This window comes from Streptomyces sp. NPDC006235, assembly GCF_040613735.1.
Classification (GTDB): Bacteria; Actinomycetota; Actinomycetes; order Streptomycetales; family Streptomycetaceae; genus Streptomyces.
The window spans coordinates 66,298-81,013 of the sequence record NZ_JBEXSR010000045.1 but is presented as its reverse complement, the minus strand read 5'-3'; the positions used below and the strand labels follow the sequence as shown (position 1 = coordinate 81,013).

The 14,716-nt window shown below is 70.2% G+C and carries 12 protein-coding genes; 6 read left to right on the top strand and 6 right to left on the bottom strand.

Annotation, left to right across the window (positions count from 1 at the left end; genetic code table 11):
• The first annotated feature begins 138 nt into the window (after positions 1-138).
• From secD to relA, 4 genes are all read left to right on the top strand, one after another.
• On the top strand, positions 139-1,902 hold the full coding sequence (secD, locus tag ABZ192_RS36025; protein ID WP_356928686.1) for a protein translocase subunit SecD: 1,764 nt from the start codon (positions 139-141) through the stop codon (positions 1,900-1,902).
• Between the two features lies 1 nt (position 1,903).
• Positions 1,904-3,019, top strand: coding sequence for a protein translocase subunit SecF (secF, locus tag ABZ192_RS36020; RefSeq protein WP_356928685.1), 1,116 nt, complete (start codon positions 1,904-1,906; stop codon positions 3,017-3,019).
• Positions 3,016-3,555, top strand: coding sequence for an adenine phosphoribosyltransferase (locus ABZ192_RS36015; protein WP_356928684.1), 540 nt, complete (start codon positions 3,016-3,018; stop codon positions 3,553-3,555). The genes secF and ABZ192_RS36015 overlap by 4 nt, the downstream gene beginning before the upstream one ends.
• Before the next feature lie 204 nt (positions 3,556-3,759).
• On the top strand, positions 3,760-6,273 hold the full coding sequence (relA, locus tag ABZ192_RS36010; RefSeq protein WP_356928683.1) for a GTP pyrophosphokinase: 2,514 nt from the start codon (positions 3,760-3,762) through the stop codon (positions 6,271-6,273).
• 58 nt (positions 6,274-6,331) lie between these two features.
• Here relA and ABZ192_RS36005 read toward each other — a convergent pair whose 3' ends face one another.
• Together ABZ192_RS36005 and ABZ192_RS36000 are read right to left on the bottom strand one after the other, a co-directional pair.
• Positions 6,332-7,561, bottom strand: coding sequence for a DUF349 domain-containing protein (locus tag ABZ192_RS36005; RefSeq protein WP_356928682.1), 1,230 nt, complete (start codon positions 7,559-7,561; stop codon positions 6,332-6,334).
• A 135-nt stretch (positions 7,562-7,696) separates the two neighbouring features.
• Entirely contained in the window at positions 7,697-8,542 is an 846-nt protein-coding gene (locus ABZ192_RS36000) for a peptidylprolyl isomerase (RefSeq protein ID WP_356928681.1), read from the bottom strand.
• Positions 8,543-8,709: 167 nt separating this feature from the next.
• Between ABZ192_RS36000 and ABZ192_RS35995 the strand changes: the two genes are divergently transcribed.
• Together ABZ192_RS35995 and hisS are read left to right on the top strand one after the other, a co-directional pair.
• Entirely contained in the window at positions 8,710-9,417 is a 708-nt protein-coding gene (locus tag ABZ192_RS35995; protein WP_356928680.1) for an MBL fold metallo-hydrolase, read from the top strand.
• Between the two features lie 13 nt (positions 9,418-9,430).
• On the top strand, positions 9,431-10,693 hold the full coding sequence (hisS, locus tag ABZ192_RS35990; RefSeq protein WP_356928679.1) for a histidine--tRNA ligase: 1,263 nt from the start codon (positions 9,431-9,433) through the stop codon (positions 10,691-10,693).
• Between the two features lie 384 nt (positions 10,694-11,077).
• Here the strand turns inward: hisS and ABZ192_RS35985 are convergent, their stop codons facing one another.
• From ABZ192_RS35985 to ABZ192_RS35970, 4 genes are read right to left on the bottom strand one after another with little or no spacing between them, the layout of a single operon-like run.
• Positions 11,078-11,701 (bottom strand): response regulator transcription factor, encoded by a 624-nt coding sequence (locus ABZ192_RS35985; protein WP_356928678.1) that lies wholly within the window; start codon positions 11,699-11,701, stop codon positions 11,078-11,080.
• Positions 11,698-12,885 carry a sensor histidine kinase gene (locus tag ABZ192_RS35980; protein WP_356928677.1) on the bottom strand — a complete coding sequence of 396 codons (1,188 nt, stop codon included), beginning with the start codon at positions 12,883-12,885 and terminating at the stop codon, positions 11,698-11,700. The genes ABZ192_RS35985 and ABZ192_RS35980 overlap by 4 nt, the downstream gene beginning before the upstream one ends.
• Positions 12,882-13,727 carry an ABC transporter permease gene (locus ABZ192_RS35975; RefSeq protein ID WP_356928676.1) on the bottom strand — a complete coding sequence of 282 codons (846 nt, stop codon included), beginning with the start codon at positions 13,725-13,727 and terminating at the stop codon, positions 12,882-12,884. The genes ABZ192_RS35980 and ABZ192_RS35975 overlap by 4 nt, the downstream gene beginning before the upstream one ends.
• Positions 13,724-14,596 (bottom strand): ABC transporter ATP-binding protein, encoded by an 873-nt coding sequence (locus ABZ192_RS35970; protein ID WP_356928675.1) that lies wholly within the window; start codon positions 14,594-14,596, stop codon positions 13,724-13,726. Before ABZ192_RS35970 ends, ABZ192_RS35975 begins: the two co-directional genes overlap by 4 nt.
• Positions 14,597-14,716 lie beyond the last annotated feature (120 nt).

The window sequence follows — 14,716 nt, the reverse complement described above, 5'->3', positions numbered from 1 at the left end:
ACCTTGTGACGCAGCTGCGGAAAAGGGACTTGAAAAACGATCGGCCAGCGAAGAAGCTGGGTTCTAGATTCGCCCACCATGTCATGGCCGCCCGTCCGCCGATCCGGAGCGCGGCGGCCCGAGAGGGAGTACGAGAAGGTGGCCACACCTAAAAAGGGCCGGAGCGCGAGCGCCCAGAGCAAGCCGGGGCGCTCGCTGGCCCTGATCCTGATCGCCATCGCGGCGCTCACCGGTGGGATGTTCGCCTCGGGACACACGACACCGCGTCTCGGCATCGACCTTGCCGGCGGTACGAGCATCACGCTCGAGGCGGTCCCCGAGGCCGGCAACGAGGCGGCGATCAACAAGACCAACATGGACACCGCCGTCTCCATCATGGAGCGCCGTGTCAATGGTCTGGGCGTCTCCGAGGCCGAGGTCCAGACGCAGGGCCGCGACAACATCATCGTCAACATCCCCAAGGGCACGAACTCCGAGCAGGCCCGCAAGCAGGTCGGCACCACCGCCAAGCTGTACTTCCGCCCGGTCATCGCCACGGAGGTCTCCGGCGGCGCCGGTGCGGCCAGCCCCTCGCCGAGCCCCACGGGAAGCCCGTCGGACCAGCCGTCCGGCAAGGCCACCGACAAGCCCGAGGCCACCGACAAGGGCTCCGCCTCCCCGTCCGCCTCGCCCACCACGCAGGGCCGCGCGGTCACGGACGCGCTGAAGGCCGACGCGACGCCGTCGGCGAGCCCCTCGGACAAGGCGAAGGCCAGCCCCTCCCCGTCCGCGTCCGGCGGCGCCGCCGCCGACGCGAGCAAGCTGCAGGAGCAGTACGCCAAGCTCGACTGCACCAACCCGAAGACCCGCTCCTCCGTGGGCGACGGCGTCAAGGCCTCCCAGCCCACCCTGGCCTGCGGCAAGAACTCGCAGGGCCAGTGGCAGAAGTACATCCTCGGCCCGGCCGAGGTCGACGGCACCGACGTCGACAAGTCCCAGGCCGTCCTGAACACCCAGACCGGTGCGGGCTGGACGGTCACGATGGACTTCACCGACGGGGGCGCCAAGAAGTTCGCGGACATCACCGGCAAGCTGGCGCAGAACCAGTCGCCGCAGAACCAGTTCGCGATCGTCCTCGACGGCGAAGTGGTCTCCGACCCGTACGTGCGGCAGGCGCTCACCGGCGGCAACGCGGAGATCTCCGGCAACTTCAACCAGCAGTCCGCCCAGGACCTGGCCAACATGCTGAGCTACGGCGCGCTGCCCCTGACCTTCCGGGAGGACAGCGTTTCGACCGTCACGGCCGCGCTCGGCGGTGACCAGCTGAGGGCCGGTCTGATCGCCGGCGCGATCGGTCTCGCGCTGGTCGTCATCTACCTGCTGCTCTACTACCGCGGCCTGGCGTTCATCGCGATCCTCTCGCTGCTGGTCTCCGCCGCCCTGACCTACACGATCATGGCGCTGCTCGGCCCGACCATCAATTTCGCGCTGAACCTGCCGGCCGTGTGCGGTGCCATCGTCGCGATCGGCATCACGGCGGACTCGTTCATCGTGTACTTCGAACGCGTCCGTGACGAGATCCGCGAGGGCCGCTCGCTGCGCCCCGCCGTCGAGCGGGCCTGGCCGCGCGCCCGGCGCACCATCCTGGTCTCCGACTTCGTGTCGTTCCTCGCCGCGGCGGTGCTCTTCATCGTCACCGTCGGCAAGGTCCAGGGCTTCGCGTTCACGCTCGGCCTGACCACCCTGCTCGACGTGGTCGTCGTGTTCCTCTTCACCAAGCCGCTGCTGACGCTGATGGCCCGCCGCCCGTTCTTCGCGAACGGCCACAAGTGGTCCGGCCTCGACCCGAAGGGTCTGGGAGCGAAGCCCCCGCTGCGCCGCACCCGTCGCCCCGCCGCCCCCGTCGACACCAAGGAGGCCTGAGATGTCGAAACTCGGCACCCTCGGCGCCCGACTGCACCGTGGCGAGGTCGGCTACGACTTCGTCAAGAACCGCAAGATCTGGTACGGCCTCTCCATCCTGATCACCATCACGGCCATCGTCGGCCTGGCGGTCCGCGGCCTGAACATGGGCATCGAGTTCCAGGGCGGCGCCGTCTTCAACACGCCGAAGAACACCAGCGCCTCGGTGTCCCAGGCGGAGAGGTACGCGGAAGAGGCCTCCGGCCACGACGCGATCGTCCAGAAGCTCGGCGACGGCAGCCTGCGCATCCAGGTGGCCGGCATCGACACCGGCGCGGCCGACAAGATCAAGGACAAGCTCTCCGACGACCTCAAGATCGACTCGGAGCAGATCAACGCCGAACTGGTCGGCCCCAGCTGGGGTGACCAGATCGCCAGCAAGGCCTGGCAGGGCCTCGGCATCTTCCTGGTCCTCGTGGTGATCTACCTGGCGATCGCCTTCGAGTGGCGCATGGCGCTGGCAGCGTTCGTCGCCCTGATCCACGACATCACCATCACGGTCGGCATCTACGCCCTCGTCGGCTTCGAGGTCACACCGGGCACGGTGATCGGTCTGCTGACCATCCTCGGCTACTCGCTCTACGACACGGTCGTGGTCTTCGACAGCCTCAAGGAACAGACCAAGGACATCACCAAGCAGACCCGCTGGACCTACAGCGACGTCGCCAACCGCTCGATCAACAGCACCCTGGTCCGCTCCGTCAACACCACGGTGGTCGCGCTGCTGCCGGTCGCGGGCCTGCTGTTCATCGGTGGCGGTGTCCTCGGCGCCGGCATGCTGAACGACATCTCGCTGTCGCTGTTCGTCGGCCTGGCCGCCGGTGCGTACTCCTCGATCTTCATCGCCACGCCGCTCGTCGCCGACCTCAAGGAGCGCGAGCCGCAGCTGAAGGCCCTCAGGAAGCGCGTCCTCGCCAAGCGGGCCCAGTCCGGCACCCAGGGCGAGACCGAGCCCCACGACGCCGACGAGTCGTACGACGACGAGCCCGAGGACGCCGCACCCGCGGTCGTCGGCCCGCGCAACCAGCCCGCGTCCCGCACCCGCGGCCGTGGCCGTCCCTCGGGGAAGCGCCGATGACCGACATCAGGGAGCTGCTGCTCAGCCGCATCAGGGACGTGGCGGACTACCCGGAGCCGGGCGTGATGTTCAAGGACATCACCCCGCTCCTGGCGGACCCGGCGGCGTTCACCGCGCTCACCGACGCCCTCGCCGAGATCGCCGAGCGCACCGGTGCCACCAAGGTCGTCGGCCTGGAGGCCCGGGGCTTCATCCTCGGCGCCCCCGTCGCCGTCCGCGCCGGCCTCGGCTTCATCCCCGTACGCAAGGCGGGCAAGCTCCCCGGAGCCACCCTCGGCCAGGCCTACGACCTGGAGTACGGCTCGGCGGAGATCGAGGTGCACGCCGAGGACCTGGCCTCCGACGACCGCGTCCTGATCGTCGACGACGTCCTCGCCACCGGCGGCACCGCCGAGGCCTCGGTCCAGCTCATCCGCCGGGCCGGCGCCGAGGTCGCGGGCCTCGCCGTCCTCATGGAGCTCGGCTTCCTCAGCGGCCGCGGCCGCCTGGAACCGGCTCTGAACGGCGCACCGCTGGAGGCACTGCTCACGGTCTAGAAGGCCCCGGCAGCCCGGTGGACACCGCCGTGCCACCGGTTCGACACCGCGGAGGCGGGCCCGGAGGAATCCGGCGCCCGCCTCTCGCGTTTCTCGGGTAGACGGTCCTCACATTGGCCTGAAGGCGATCCTGGGGCCCAGGATGGCTACCATGGGGTTTCCGGAGCCTGACCGGGGGACCCGGATCGCGCACGAGGAGCCCTCTTGCCAGACGAGGCCCAGCACCTGACCGCCGCCAAGCCCGAGTCCGCCTCGGCAGCCGCGGCCAAGCCCGCGCCGAACGCGCCCCACGCGAAGAACGACACCCGCGGGCCGGTCGAGCACGCCCAGTCGGCGCCGGTCGACAAGCCCGCCGAGCAGGCGCGTCCCAAGCCCGCCCCGCCCGTGCGCCAGGCCGGCGGCCAGCCCGCCCGTACCGGCTCCTCCAACCGCGTCCGCGCCCGCCTGGCCCGCCTCGGCGTGCAGCGCGCGAACCCGTACAACCCGGTGCTGGAGCCGTTGCTGCGGATAGTGCGCAGCAACGACCCGAAGATCGAGACGTCGACGCTCCGCCAGATCGAGCGCGCCTACCAGGTCGCCGAGCGCTGGCACCGCGGCCAGAAGCGCAAGAGCGGCGACCCGTACATCACGCACCCCCTCGCGGTGACGACCATCCTCGCCGAACTGGGCATGGACCCGGCCACCCTGATGGCCGGCCTGCTGCACGACACGGTCGAGGACACCGAGTACGGCCTGGACGACCTGCGCCGCGACTTCGGCGACGTCGTCACCCTGCTCGTCGACGGTGTCACCAAACTGGACAAGGTCAAGTTCGGCGAGGCGGCCCAGGCCGAGACCGTGCGCAAGATGGTCGTCGCCATGGCCAAGGACCCGCGCGTCCTGGTCATCAAGCTCGCCGACCGCCTGCACAACATGCGCACCATGCGCTACCTCAAGCGCGAGAAGCAGGAGAAGAAGGCGCGCGAGACCCTGGAGATCTACGCGCCGCTCGCCCACCGCCTGGGCATGAACACCATCAAGTGGGAACTGGAGGACCTCGCCTTCGCGATCCTCTACCCCAAGATGTACGACGAGATCGTCCGCCTGGTCGCCGAGCGCGCCCCGAAGCGCGACGAGTACCTCGCCATCGTCACCGACGAGGTCCAGCAGGACCTGCGGGCGGCCCGCATCAAGGCGACCGTCACCGGCCGCCCGAAGCACTATTACAGCGTCTACCAGAAGATGATCGTCCGCGGCCGGGACTTCGCGGAGATCTACGACCTGGTGGGCATCCGCGTCCTCGTGGACACCGTCCGCGACTGCTACGCGGCCCTCGGCACGGTGCACGCGCGATGGAACCCGGTCCCCGGCCGGTTCAAGGACTACATCGCGATGCCCAAGTTCAACATGTACCAGTCGCTGCACACGACGGTCATCGGCCCCGGCGGCAAGCCGGTCGAGCTGCAGATCCGCACCTTCGACATGCACCGCCGCGCCGAGTACGGCATCGCCGCGCACTGGAAGTACAAGCAGGAAGCCGTCGCCGGCGCCTCCAAGGTGCGCACGGACGCGCCCAAGTCGTCCGGCAAGGACAAGGACGCCATCAACGACATGGCGTGGCTGCGGCAGCTCCTCGACTGGCAGAAGGAGACCGAGGACCCCGGCGAGTTCCTGGAGTCGCTGCGCTTCGACCTCTCCCGCAACGAGGTCTTCGTCTTCACCCCCAAGGGCGACGTCATAGCGCTGCCCGCCGGTGCCACCCCGGTGGACTTCGCCTACGCGGTCCACACCGAGGTCGGCCACCGCACGATAGGCGCCCGCGTCAACGGCCGGCTGGTCCCGCTGGAATCCACCCTCGACAACGGCGATCTGGTCGAGGTCTTCACCTCCAAGGCACCCGGCGCAGGCCCCTCCCGCGACTGGCTCGGCTTCGTCAAGTCACCGCGCGCCCGCAACAAGATCCGCGCCTGGTTCTCCAAGGAACGCCGCGACGAGGCGATCGAGCAGGGCAAGGACGCCATCGTCCGCGCCATGCGGAAGCAGAACCTGCCGATCCAGCGCATCCTGACCGGCGACTCCCTGGTGACCCTCGCGCACGAGATGCGCTACGCGGACATCTCCGCGCTGTACGCGGCGATCGGCGAGGGCCATGTCTCCGCGCAGAACATCGTGCAGAAACTCGTCCAGGCGCTCGGCGGCGAGGAGGCCGCCACCGAGGAGATCGACGAGTCGATCCCGCCGGCCCGCGGCCGCAGCCGCAAGCGCCGCTCCAGCGCCGACCCGGGCGTCGTCGTCAAGGGCGTCGAGGACGTGTGGGTCAAGCTGGCCCGCTGCTGTACGCCCGTTCCCGGGGACCCCATCATGGGCTTCGTCACGCGCGGCAGCGGCGTATCGGTTCACCGCACCGACTGCGTCAACGTCGACTCGCTGTCCCGTGAGCCCGAGCGGATCCTCGAGGTCGAGTGGGCGCCCACCCAGTCCTCGGTCTTCCTGGTCGCCATCCAGGTCGAGGCCCTGGACCGCTCCCGGCTCCTCTCGGACGTCACCCGCGTCCTGTCCGACCAGCACGTCAACATCCTCTCCGCGGCCGTCCAGACCTCCCGCGACCGCGTCGCCACCTCCCGCTTCACCTTCGAGATGGGCGACCCGAAGCATCTCGGCCATGTACTGAAGGCGGTCCGGGGCGTGGAGGGCGTCTACGACGTGTACCGGGTGACGTCGGCGCGCAGCAGGGCGTAACAGCCACACGAAAGGGGGCCCCGTACGGTGTACGGGGCCCCCTTCGCTGTCGGCCGGGTCAGCCGCCGAACTCCTGCAGACCCTTCAGCGCCTGGTCCAGCAGCGCCTGGCGGCCCTCGAGCTCACGCTCGAGCTTGTCCGCCTTGGCGTTGTTGCCCTGCGCCCGGGCCTGGTCGATCTGGCCCCGCAGCTTGTCCACGGCCGCCTGGAGCTGACCGGTCAGACCCTCGGCACGCGCGCGTGCCTCAGGGTTCGTCCGGCGCCACTCGGTCTCCTCGGCCTCCTGAAGCGCCCGCTCGACGGCGTGCATCCGGCCCTCGACCTTGGGCCGGGCGTCGCGCGGCACATGACCGATGGCCTCCCACCGCTCGTTGATCGCGCGGAACGCGGCCCGGGACGCCTTCAGGTCCGTGATCGGCAGGAGTTTCTCGGCCTCTTCGGCCAGCTCCTCCTTGAGCTTCAGGTTCTCCGCCTGCTCGGCGTCCCGCTCGGCGAACACCGAGCTGCGCGCGGCGAAGAAGACGTCCTGGGCGCCGCGGAAGCGGTTCCACAGATCGTCCTCGTGCTCGCGCTGGGCCCGGCCGGCGGCCTTCCACTCCGCCATCAGCTCGCGATAGCGCGCGGCCGTCGCACCCCAGTCCGTCGAGTTCGACAGCGCCTCGGCCTCGGCGACCAGCCGCTCCTTGGTCCGCCGCGCCTCCTCGCGCTGGGCGTCCAGCTGCGCGAAGTGCTGCTTGCGCCGCTTGGAGAACGCCGACCGCGCGTGCGAGAACCGGTGCCACAGCTCGTCGTCGGACTTGCGGTCCAGCCGCGGCAGACCCTTCCAGGTGTCCACCAGGGCCCGCAGCCGCTCACCGGCCGCCCGCCACTGGTCGGACTGCGACAGCTCCTCCGCCTCGACGACCAGCGCTTCCTTGGCCTTGCGCGCCTCGTCGGACTGCTTCGCCCGCTGCGCCTTGCGCTCCTCGCGGCGCGCTTCCACCAGCTCGGTGAGCTTGTCCAGCCGGACCCGCAGGGCGTCCAGGTCGCCCACCGCGTGGTGCGCGTCGACCTGCTCCCTGATGTGGTCGATGGCCGCCTGGGCGTCCTTCGCGGACAGGTCGGTGGTCTTCACTCGCTTCTCGAGGAGGCCGATCTCGACAACCAGGCCCTCGTACTTGCGCTCGAAATAGGCCAGCGCCTCTTCAGGGGAGCCTGCCTGCCAGGAACCGACGACCTGCTCGCCGTCGGCCGTACGCACGTACACGGTCCCCGTCTCGTCGACGCGGCCCCACGGGTCGCTGCTCACAGCGCCTCCTCCACATGATGCCTGCGAGGGGCCTCAGCACCCCCGGGCATCGTCCACAGTTTCGTCACGGCCAACATAGGCGACCGGCGGGGGGCCTGTCCGCATCCCGCGCGACCGAAATTACGCAGTTGAGGGTCAGGATTTCGCGACCGTGGCCTTGTTGATCACGACCGTCGCGTTGGGCGCCGTATTGCCCGTCTGAGGGTCGGGAGCCTGGGCTCCGGCGGCGGCGATTTTCTGCAGGACCTTCATGCCCGCCTCGGACACCGTTCCGAACGGTGTGTAGTCGGGCGGCAGCTGACTGTCCTTGTAGACGAGGAAGAACTGACTGCCGCCGCTGTTGCGGCCCTGCTTCGTCTGGGCGTTGTACTGGTTCGCCATCGCGACCGTGCCCGCCGGGTACACCCCGCCCTTGAGGCTCTTGTCCTTCAGGTTCTCGTCCGGGATCGTGTAGCCGGGGCCGCCCATGCCGGTGCCCTGCGGGTCGCCGCACTGCAGGACGTAGATGCCCTGGTTCGTGAGCCGGTGGCACTTGCTGTGGTCCAGGTAGCCCTTGCCGAGAAGGAAGTTGAACGAGTTGACGGTGTGCGGTGCCGCCGACGCCTTCAGCGCGATGTCTATCTCGCCGCAGGTCGTGTCCAGCTTCATCGTGTACTTCGCGGACTTGTCGATGGTCATCGCCGGTTCCTTCTTCCAGGTCTCCGACTTGACCTTGCCCGGGGCGGGCTTCTCGCACGGGTCCGGGGCCTTGCTGGGCGAGGCGCTCGGGGTGACCTCCGCGCCCGCCTTCTCCGTCTTGTCGTCGTCCTCGAACGGCTTGGTCAGGTAGACCGAGACGGAGAGCACCACGACCACGCCGAGGACCGAGGCGATCACGGAGTTGCGGATACGGGCCTTGCGTCGCGCCTCAGTGCGTCGCTGCTGCTGCCGCAAGTACTTCTCACGGGCGAGCTGACGCCGCCGCTGTTCCTGGCTGGACACCGGGTTCTCTCCTCATGCGTCTGAAACGTCGACCGGTACGCGTGGGGCCTGTGCGCCGACCGCCTGCGTGTGCCCCGTACCGTATATGGGTTCGCTGAGGAATCGGCAGCGCCGGTAGGCTCTGACAGCAGCCGCAGCCGCCCGTATCGACACAACGAAGGACGATCGTGCTCATTGCCGGGTTCCCCGCCGGGGCCTGGGGGACGAACTGCTACCTCGTCGCCCCCGCCGCCGGTGAGGAGTGCGTGATCATCGACCCCGGCCATCAGGCCGCCGACGGCGTCGCGGAAACGCTCAGAAAGCATCGGCTCAAGCCCGTCGCCGTCGTCCTCACGCACGGCCACATCGACCACGTGGCCTCGGTCGTCCCCGTGTGCGGCGCGCACGACGTGCCGGCCTGGATCCACCCCGACGACCGGTACATGATGAGCGACCCCGAGAAGGGAATAGGCCGTTCCATCGGGATGCCGCTCCTGGGCGAGCTGACCGTGGGGGAGCCCGACGACGTCAAGGAGCTGGCCGACGGGGCGAAGCTGGAGCTGGCGGGTCTGGAGCTGTCCGTCGCGCACGCGCCCGGCCATACCAAGGGGTCGGTGACCTTCGGCATGCCTGAGGCGGCGGACATCCCGCCGATCCTGTTCTCGGGCGACCTGCTGTTCGCCGGCTCCATCGGACGCACCGACCTGCCCGGCGGTGACATGGCCGAGATGCTCGACTCGCTGGCCCGCGTGTGCCTGCCGCTCGACGACTCGACCGTGGTGCTGTCCGGCCACGGACCCCAGACCACCATCGGCCAGGAGCGCGCCACCAACCCGTATCTGCGGCAGGTGGCGGCCGGCCAGGGAGCCCAGCCCGCTCCCCGACGAGGAATGTGACGAGAGACGTCCTGTGAGCACCTTCAAGGCCCCTAAGGGCACGTACGACCTGATCCCGCCGGACTCCGCGACGTACCTGGCGGTCCGTGAGGCGATCGCCGCGCCGCTGCGCAACTCCGGCTACGGCTACATCGAGACACCGGGCTTCGAGAACGTCGAACTCTTCGCGCGCGGCGTCGGCGAGTCGACGGACATCGTGACGAAGGAAATGTACGCCTTCGAGACGAAGGGCGGCGACAGGCTGGCCCTGCGTCCCGAAGGCACGGCCTCCGTCCTGCGTGCCGCGCTGGAGGCCAACCTGCACAAGGCGGGCAACCTCCCGGTCAAGCTCTGGTACTCCGGCTCGTACTACCGCTACGAGCGCCCCCAGAAGGGCCGCTACCGCCACTTCTCCCAGGTCGGCGCCGAGGCGATCGGTGCCGAGGACCCGGCGCTGGACGCCGAGCTGATCATCCTGGCCGACCAGGCGTACCGCTCGCTGGGCCTGAGCAACTTCCGGATCCTGCTCAACAGCCTGGGCGACAAGGAGTGCCGCCCGGTGTACCGGACCGCGCTCCAGGAGTTCCTGCGCGGCCTGGACCTGGACGAGGACACCCTGCGCCGGGCGGAGATCAACCCGCTGCGCGTCCTGGACGACAAGCGTGAGTCGGTCCAGAAGCAGCTGGGGGACGCCCCGCTGCTGCGCGACTACCTCTGCGACGCCTGCAAGGCGTACCACGAGGAGGTCCGCGAGCTGATCACGGCGGCCGGCGTCGCCTTCGAGGACGACCCGAAGCTGGTGCGCGGCCTGGACTACTACACCCGCACGACGTTCGAGTTCGTCCACGACGGCCTCGGCTCCCAGTCCGCCGTCGGCGGCGGCGGACGCTACGACGGCCTGTCCGAGATGATCGGCGGTCCCGCGCTGCCGTCCGTCGGCTGGGCCCTCGGCGTCGACCGCACGGTCCTCGCGCTGGAGGCGGAGGGCATCGAGCTCGAGCTCCCCGCCACCACCAGCGTGTTCGCCGTCCCGCTCGGCGAGGAGGCCCGCCGGGTCCTGTTCGCCAAGGTCACTGAGCTGCGCAAGAACGGCATCGCGGCCGACTTCTCCTACGGCGGCAAGGGCCTCAAGGGCGCGATGAAGAACGCCAACCGCAGCGGCGCCCGCTACACGATCGTCGCCGGCGAACGCGACCTCGCCGAGGGCGTCGTCCAGCTCAAGGACATGGAGTCGGGCGAGCAGACGGCGGTGGGCGTGAACGAGATCGTGGCGGAACTGGAAGCCCGACTCGGCTGAGCCACAGCTCCGGCACCTGGGCGGCGTCGCCCTCTCCCAGCCCGTCCGGCGTTGGAGGACGGGCACGACTGGGCGGTGCCGTGGCTCCTGCCCTTGCGGTCTCTCCCTCTGAGCTGTTCGCGTTGGAGGACGGGCGCGGCTGGGCTGAGCCGCGGTTCAGGCCTGGGCGGCGTGCCCCTCTCAGCCCGTCCGGCGTTTGAGGACAGGCGCCGGACGGCCTGAGCCGCCGCTCCCGCCTTGGCGGCCTCGCCCCTCAGCCCGTCCGGCGTTTGAGGACGAGGCCGTTCAGGCCGACGGGGGTCCAGGGGGCGGAGCCCCCTGGCGGGGTCGAAGGGGCGGAGCCCCTGGGGATGGGACGGGTAGGGGCGGCGGGGGCGAGAACCCTCAGTCCAGCAACCCGTACCGCAGCGCGCTCGTCACCGCCGCCGTCCGGTCGTCCACCCCCAACTTGCCGAAGACCCGCAGCAGATACGTCTTCACCGTCGACTCCCCGATGAACAACCGCCGCGCGATCTCCGCGTTCGTGCAGCCCTCGGCGACCAACCGCAGCACGGCCGTCTCACGCTCCGACAACCGCGGCCGCTCCGGCTTCGTCCGCAACTGATCCACCAGCCGCGCCGCGACGGACGGGGCCAGAACCGTCTCGCCACGCGCCGCCGCCCGCACGGCCTCCGCGAGTTCCGCACGCGGCAGGTCCTTCAGCAGATAACCCGCCGCCCCGGCCTCCACCGCCCGCAGGATGTCGCGGTCCGTCTCGTACGTCGTCAGCACGACCACCCGGCACGGCAGCCCGGCCCGCGTCATCCGCACGATGGAATCCACACCCCCGCCCCCCGGCATCCGCAGATCCATCAGCACGATGTCGGGCCGCAACTGCGCCGCCAGCGCCTCCGCCTGCGGCCCGCTGGACGCGTCCGCGACGACCTCCAGATCGGACTCCGCACTGAGCATCGCCCGCAGCCCCTCCCGTACGACGGGATGGTCGTCGGCCAGGACGATCCGGATCACGGCGTCTCCCTCCTCACCAACGGCAGGCGGACGGTCACGACCGTGCCGTCACCCGGGGCACTGCGCACCTCCGCGGTCCCGCCCACTTCCACGGCCCGGGCGCGCAGTCCCGCCAGACCGTACCCACCGCGCACGGCGCCCGGGTCAAAGCCGGGCCCGTCGTCCCGCACGGACACGGTCAGCATGTCGTCGGCGTACGCCAGCGACACCCCGACCACCACCGAACTCCCCGCGTGCTTGCGGGCGTTGGCCAGCGCCTCCTGGCAGGCCCGCAGGGCGACCACCTCCGGACCGGCGGGCAGCATGCGGACCGGGCCCGTCACCTCCAGCGCCGCGTCATGGCGCGCGGCGAGCCGGCCCAGCGCGTCCGGCAGGGAGGCACCGTCCAGGTCGGCGGGCGCACCCCCGGCGACCAACGCCCGGGCCTCGGCGAGGTTCTGCCGGGCCGTCTCGTCCATCAGCCGCAGATGACGCCGTGCCTCGGGCAGGTCGTGGTCCAGCTCCGCCTCGACCGCCTGGATCAGCATCACCAGACTGGTGAACCCCTGCGCCAGCGTGTCGTGGATCTCCCGGGCCAGCCGCTCCCGCTCGGCCAGCGCCCCGTGCGCCTCGGACAGCCGGCCGATCTCATGCCGCCTCGCGTCCAGCTCCGCGATCAGCTCGGCCCGCTCCTGGCTCTGCTCGATGATCCGGATGATCCAGATGCCGACGGCGACCGAGAACACGAAACTGACCAGGGAGAACAAGGCGTTGAAGGCCACGTCCCGGGTGCCGGGCCGCCACAGCAGCGCCCAGCCGGCCACGGGCACGAGGTTCACCACGGCCACGGCCACCAGCGCCGACCGCAACCGCAGCGTCATGAAGCACTGCGGGATCAGGGCGAAGGCCAGCAGCCGCGTCTCGCCCACGAGGACCGCCGACGGCAGGACCAGCGCCAGCGCCGCCGTCAGATAGCCGATCGTCCGCCGCTGGTCGGGCGGGTCGCCCTGGATCAGCCGGCGCCCGACCACCACGTACAGCGGGACCAGCGGGACGAGCAGCACCGCCGCGACCGCGCGGACCGGCCGGCCGGGATGATCGGCGGCGAGCACGGACACCAAGGTCGCCACCCAGATGAGCGCGAAATACGTGTCCCAGAGCCGGAACGAGCGCTCCCAGTGGTAGGCGCTCGCGGCATCGCTCATCCCTCGCGCCGGTCCTTCCAGCGGAACGTCAGCAGGCACAGCACCAATCCTCCGGCGCACCACGCGGCGAGCACCAGGGCCACGCGTCCCATCTCCCAGCTCCCCGCCTGCTCCAGCACCTGCGCCGACTCCGGCAGGAACACCCCGCGCAGCCCCTGGCACATCCACTTCAGCGGGAACAGCGCACCGACGGTCAGCATCCAGTCCGGGATCGTGCCGATGGCGATGTAGACCCCGGAGATGAACTGGAGCACCAGGAAGGGCAGCACGACCACGGAACTCGCGCTGTTCGCGGACCTCGGCACCGAGCTGATCGCGATGCCGAGCAGCGCGCAGGCCGTGATCCCGAGCACGAAGATCCACGCCAGGTCGAGCCAACGGCCCGCGTCGGACGGCAGATTCACGTCGTACACGGTCGTGCCGACGAGGAGCAGGATCACCGTCTCCAGCAGACCGGTGAACAGAACCAGCCAGATCTTGCCGAGGAAGTACGCCGTCGGCGGCATCGGCGTACCGCGCAGCCGGCGCAGCACCTTCTCCTCCCGCTCCACGGCGATCGAGATGCCGAGTGCCTGGAAACTCGTCGACATGATGCCGGCGGCCATCATCGCCGGGACGTAGAGCTGCGAGGCGGTGATGCCCGCGCCCGCCACGTCGTCCCGGAAGATCGACGCGAACAGGAACAGGAAGACGACCGGGAAGGCGAAGGTGAACACCACCTGGTCGCGCTGCCGGAAGAACTGCCTGATCTCCAGGGCGCCCCGCCGCAGCCCCAGCCCCCAGACGCCGGGCAGCCCTTCCGCGCCGACGTCACGGCGATCCCGTACGGCGGTCGTGGTCATCGCGCGTCCTCCTGCCGCTGTCCGGTCAGCCGGAGGTAGACGTCCTCCAGCGTGGGCCGGCTCACCGCCAGTCCCGGGATCTCACCGTCGAAGCGGTGCATGAGCCCGGCGATCGTCCTGGTCGGCGTGCTCGTGCGCGCCCTGCGCGGGGTGCCGTCCGGCTCGGTCCACTCGACGAGGGCTTCGGTTCCGTACCGCTCCCGCAGCACCCCGGGCTCGCCCTCGGCGACGATCCGGCCCTGCGCGACGACGGCCAGCCGGTGCGCGAGTGACTCCGCCTCCTCCAGGTAGTGCGTGGTCAGCAGGATGGTCGTGCCCTCGTCGGCCAGAGCGCGGATCAGCGACCAGAACTGACGCCGGGCCGCCGGATCGAACCCGGTCGTCGGCTCGTCCAGAAGCAGCAGGTCCGGACCGCCGATCACGCCGAGCGCCACGTCCAGACGCCGGCGCTGACCCCCCGACAGCGCCTTGATCCGGCTGTCCGCCTTCGCCTCCAGACCGACCAGGCCGATGACCTCCTCCGGGTCACGCGGCCGGGGGTAGTAGCCGGCGAAGTGCCGCACCGTCTCCCGGACCGTCAACTCCGCGGGCGCCGATTCGTCCTGCCAGACGATTCCGACACGTGAACGCCACGCGCGCGTGCCGGTCGCCGGGTCCGACCCGAGCACGGACACCTCGCCCGCGTCCCGGTCCCGGTTGCCCTGGAGGATCTCCACAGTGGTGCTCTTGCCCGCGCCGTTGGGCCCGAGCAGGCCGAACACCTCGCCCCGGCGGATGCCCAGATCGATTCCGTCGACGGCCGTCACGTCCCCGTACCGCTTGCGCAGCCCCCGCACTTCGACGGCGAGGTCGTACCCGTGTGCTGTCATGGGTCGAGCGTCGGCCGGAACGCAACCCTCAGGGACGACCGTGCGGACATGCTTATGTCCACTGAACGGTGGACGGACGTACCCGTGCGGCACAATGGCCCTGTCCGAAGGTGTCCAGGT

Bases quoted from the DNA above. Each gene is read 5' to 3' on its own strand.
- secF (WP_356928685.1), top strand. From the start codon at position 1,904: ATGTCGAAACTCGGCACCCTCGGCGCCCGACTGCACCGTGGCGAGGTC.
- ABZ192_RS36015 (WP_356928684.1), top strand. From the start codon at position 3,016: ATGACCGACATCAGGGAGCTGCTGCTCAGCCGCATCAGGGACGTGGCG.
- ABZ192_RS35980 (WP_356928677.1), bottom strand. From the start codon at position 12,885: ATGAGCGATGCCGCGAGCGCCTACCACTGGGAGCGCTCGTTCCGGCTC.
- ABZ192_RS35975 (WP_356928676.1), bottom strand. From the start codon at position 13,727: ATGACCACGACCGCCGTACGGGATCGCCGTGACGTCGGCGCGGAAGGG.
- ABZ192_RS35970 (WP_356928675.1), bottom strand. From the start codon at position 14,596: ATGACAGCACACGGGTACGACCTCGCCGTCGAAGTGCGGGGGCTGCGC.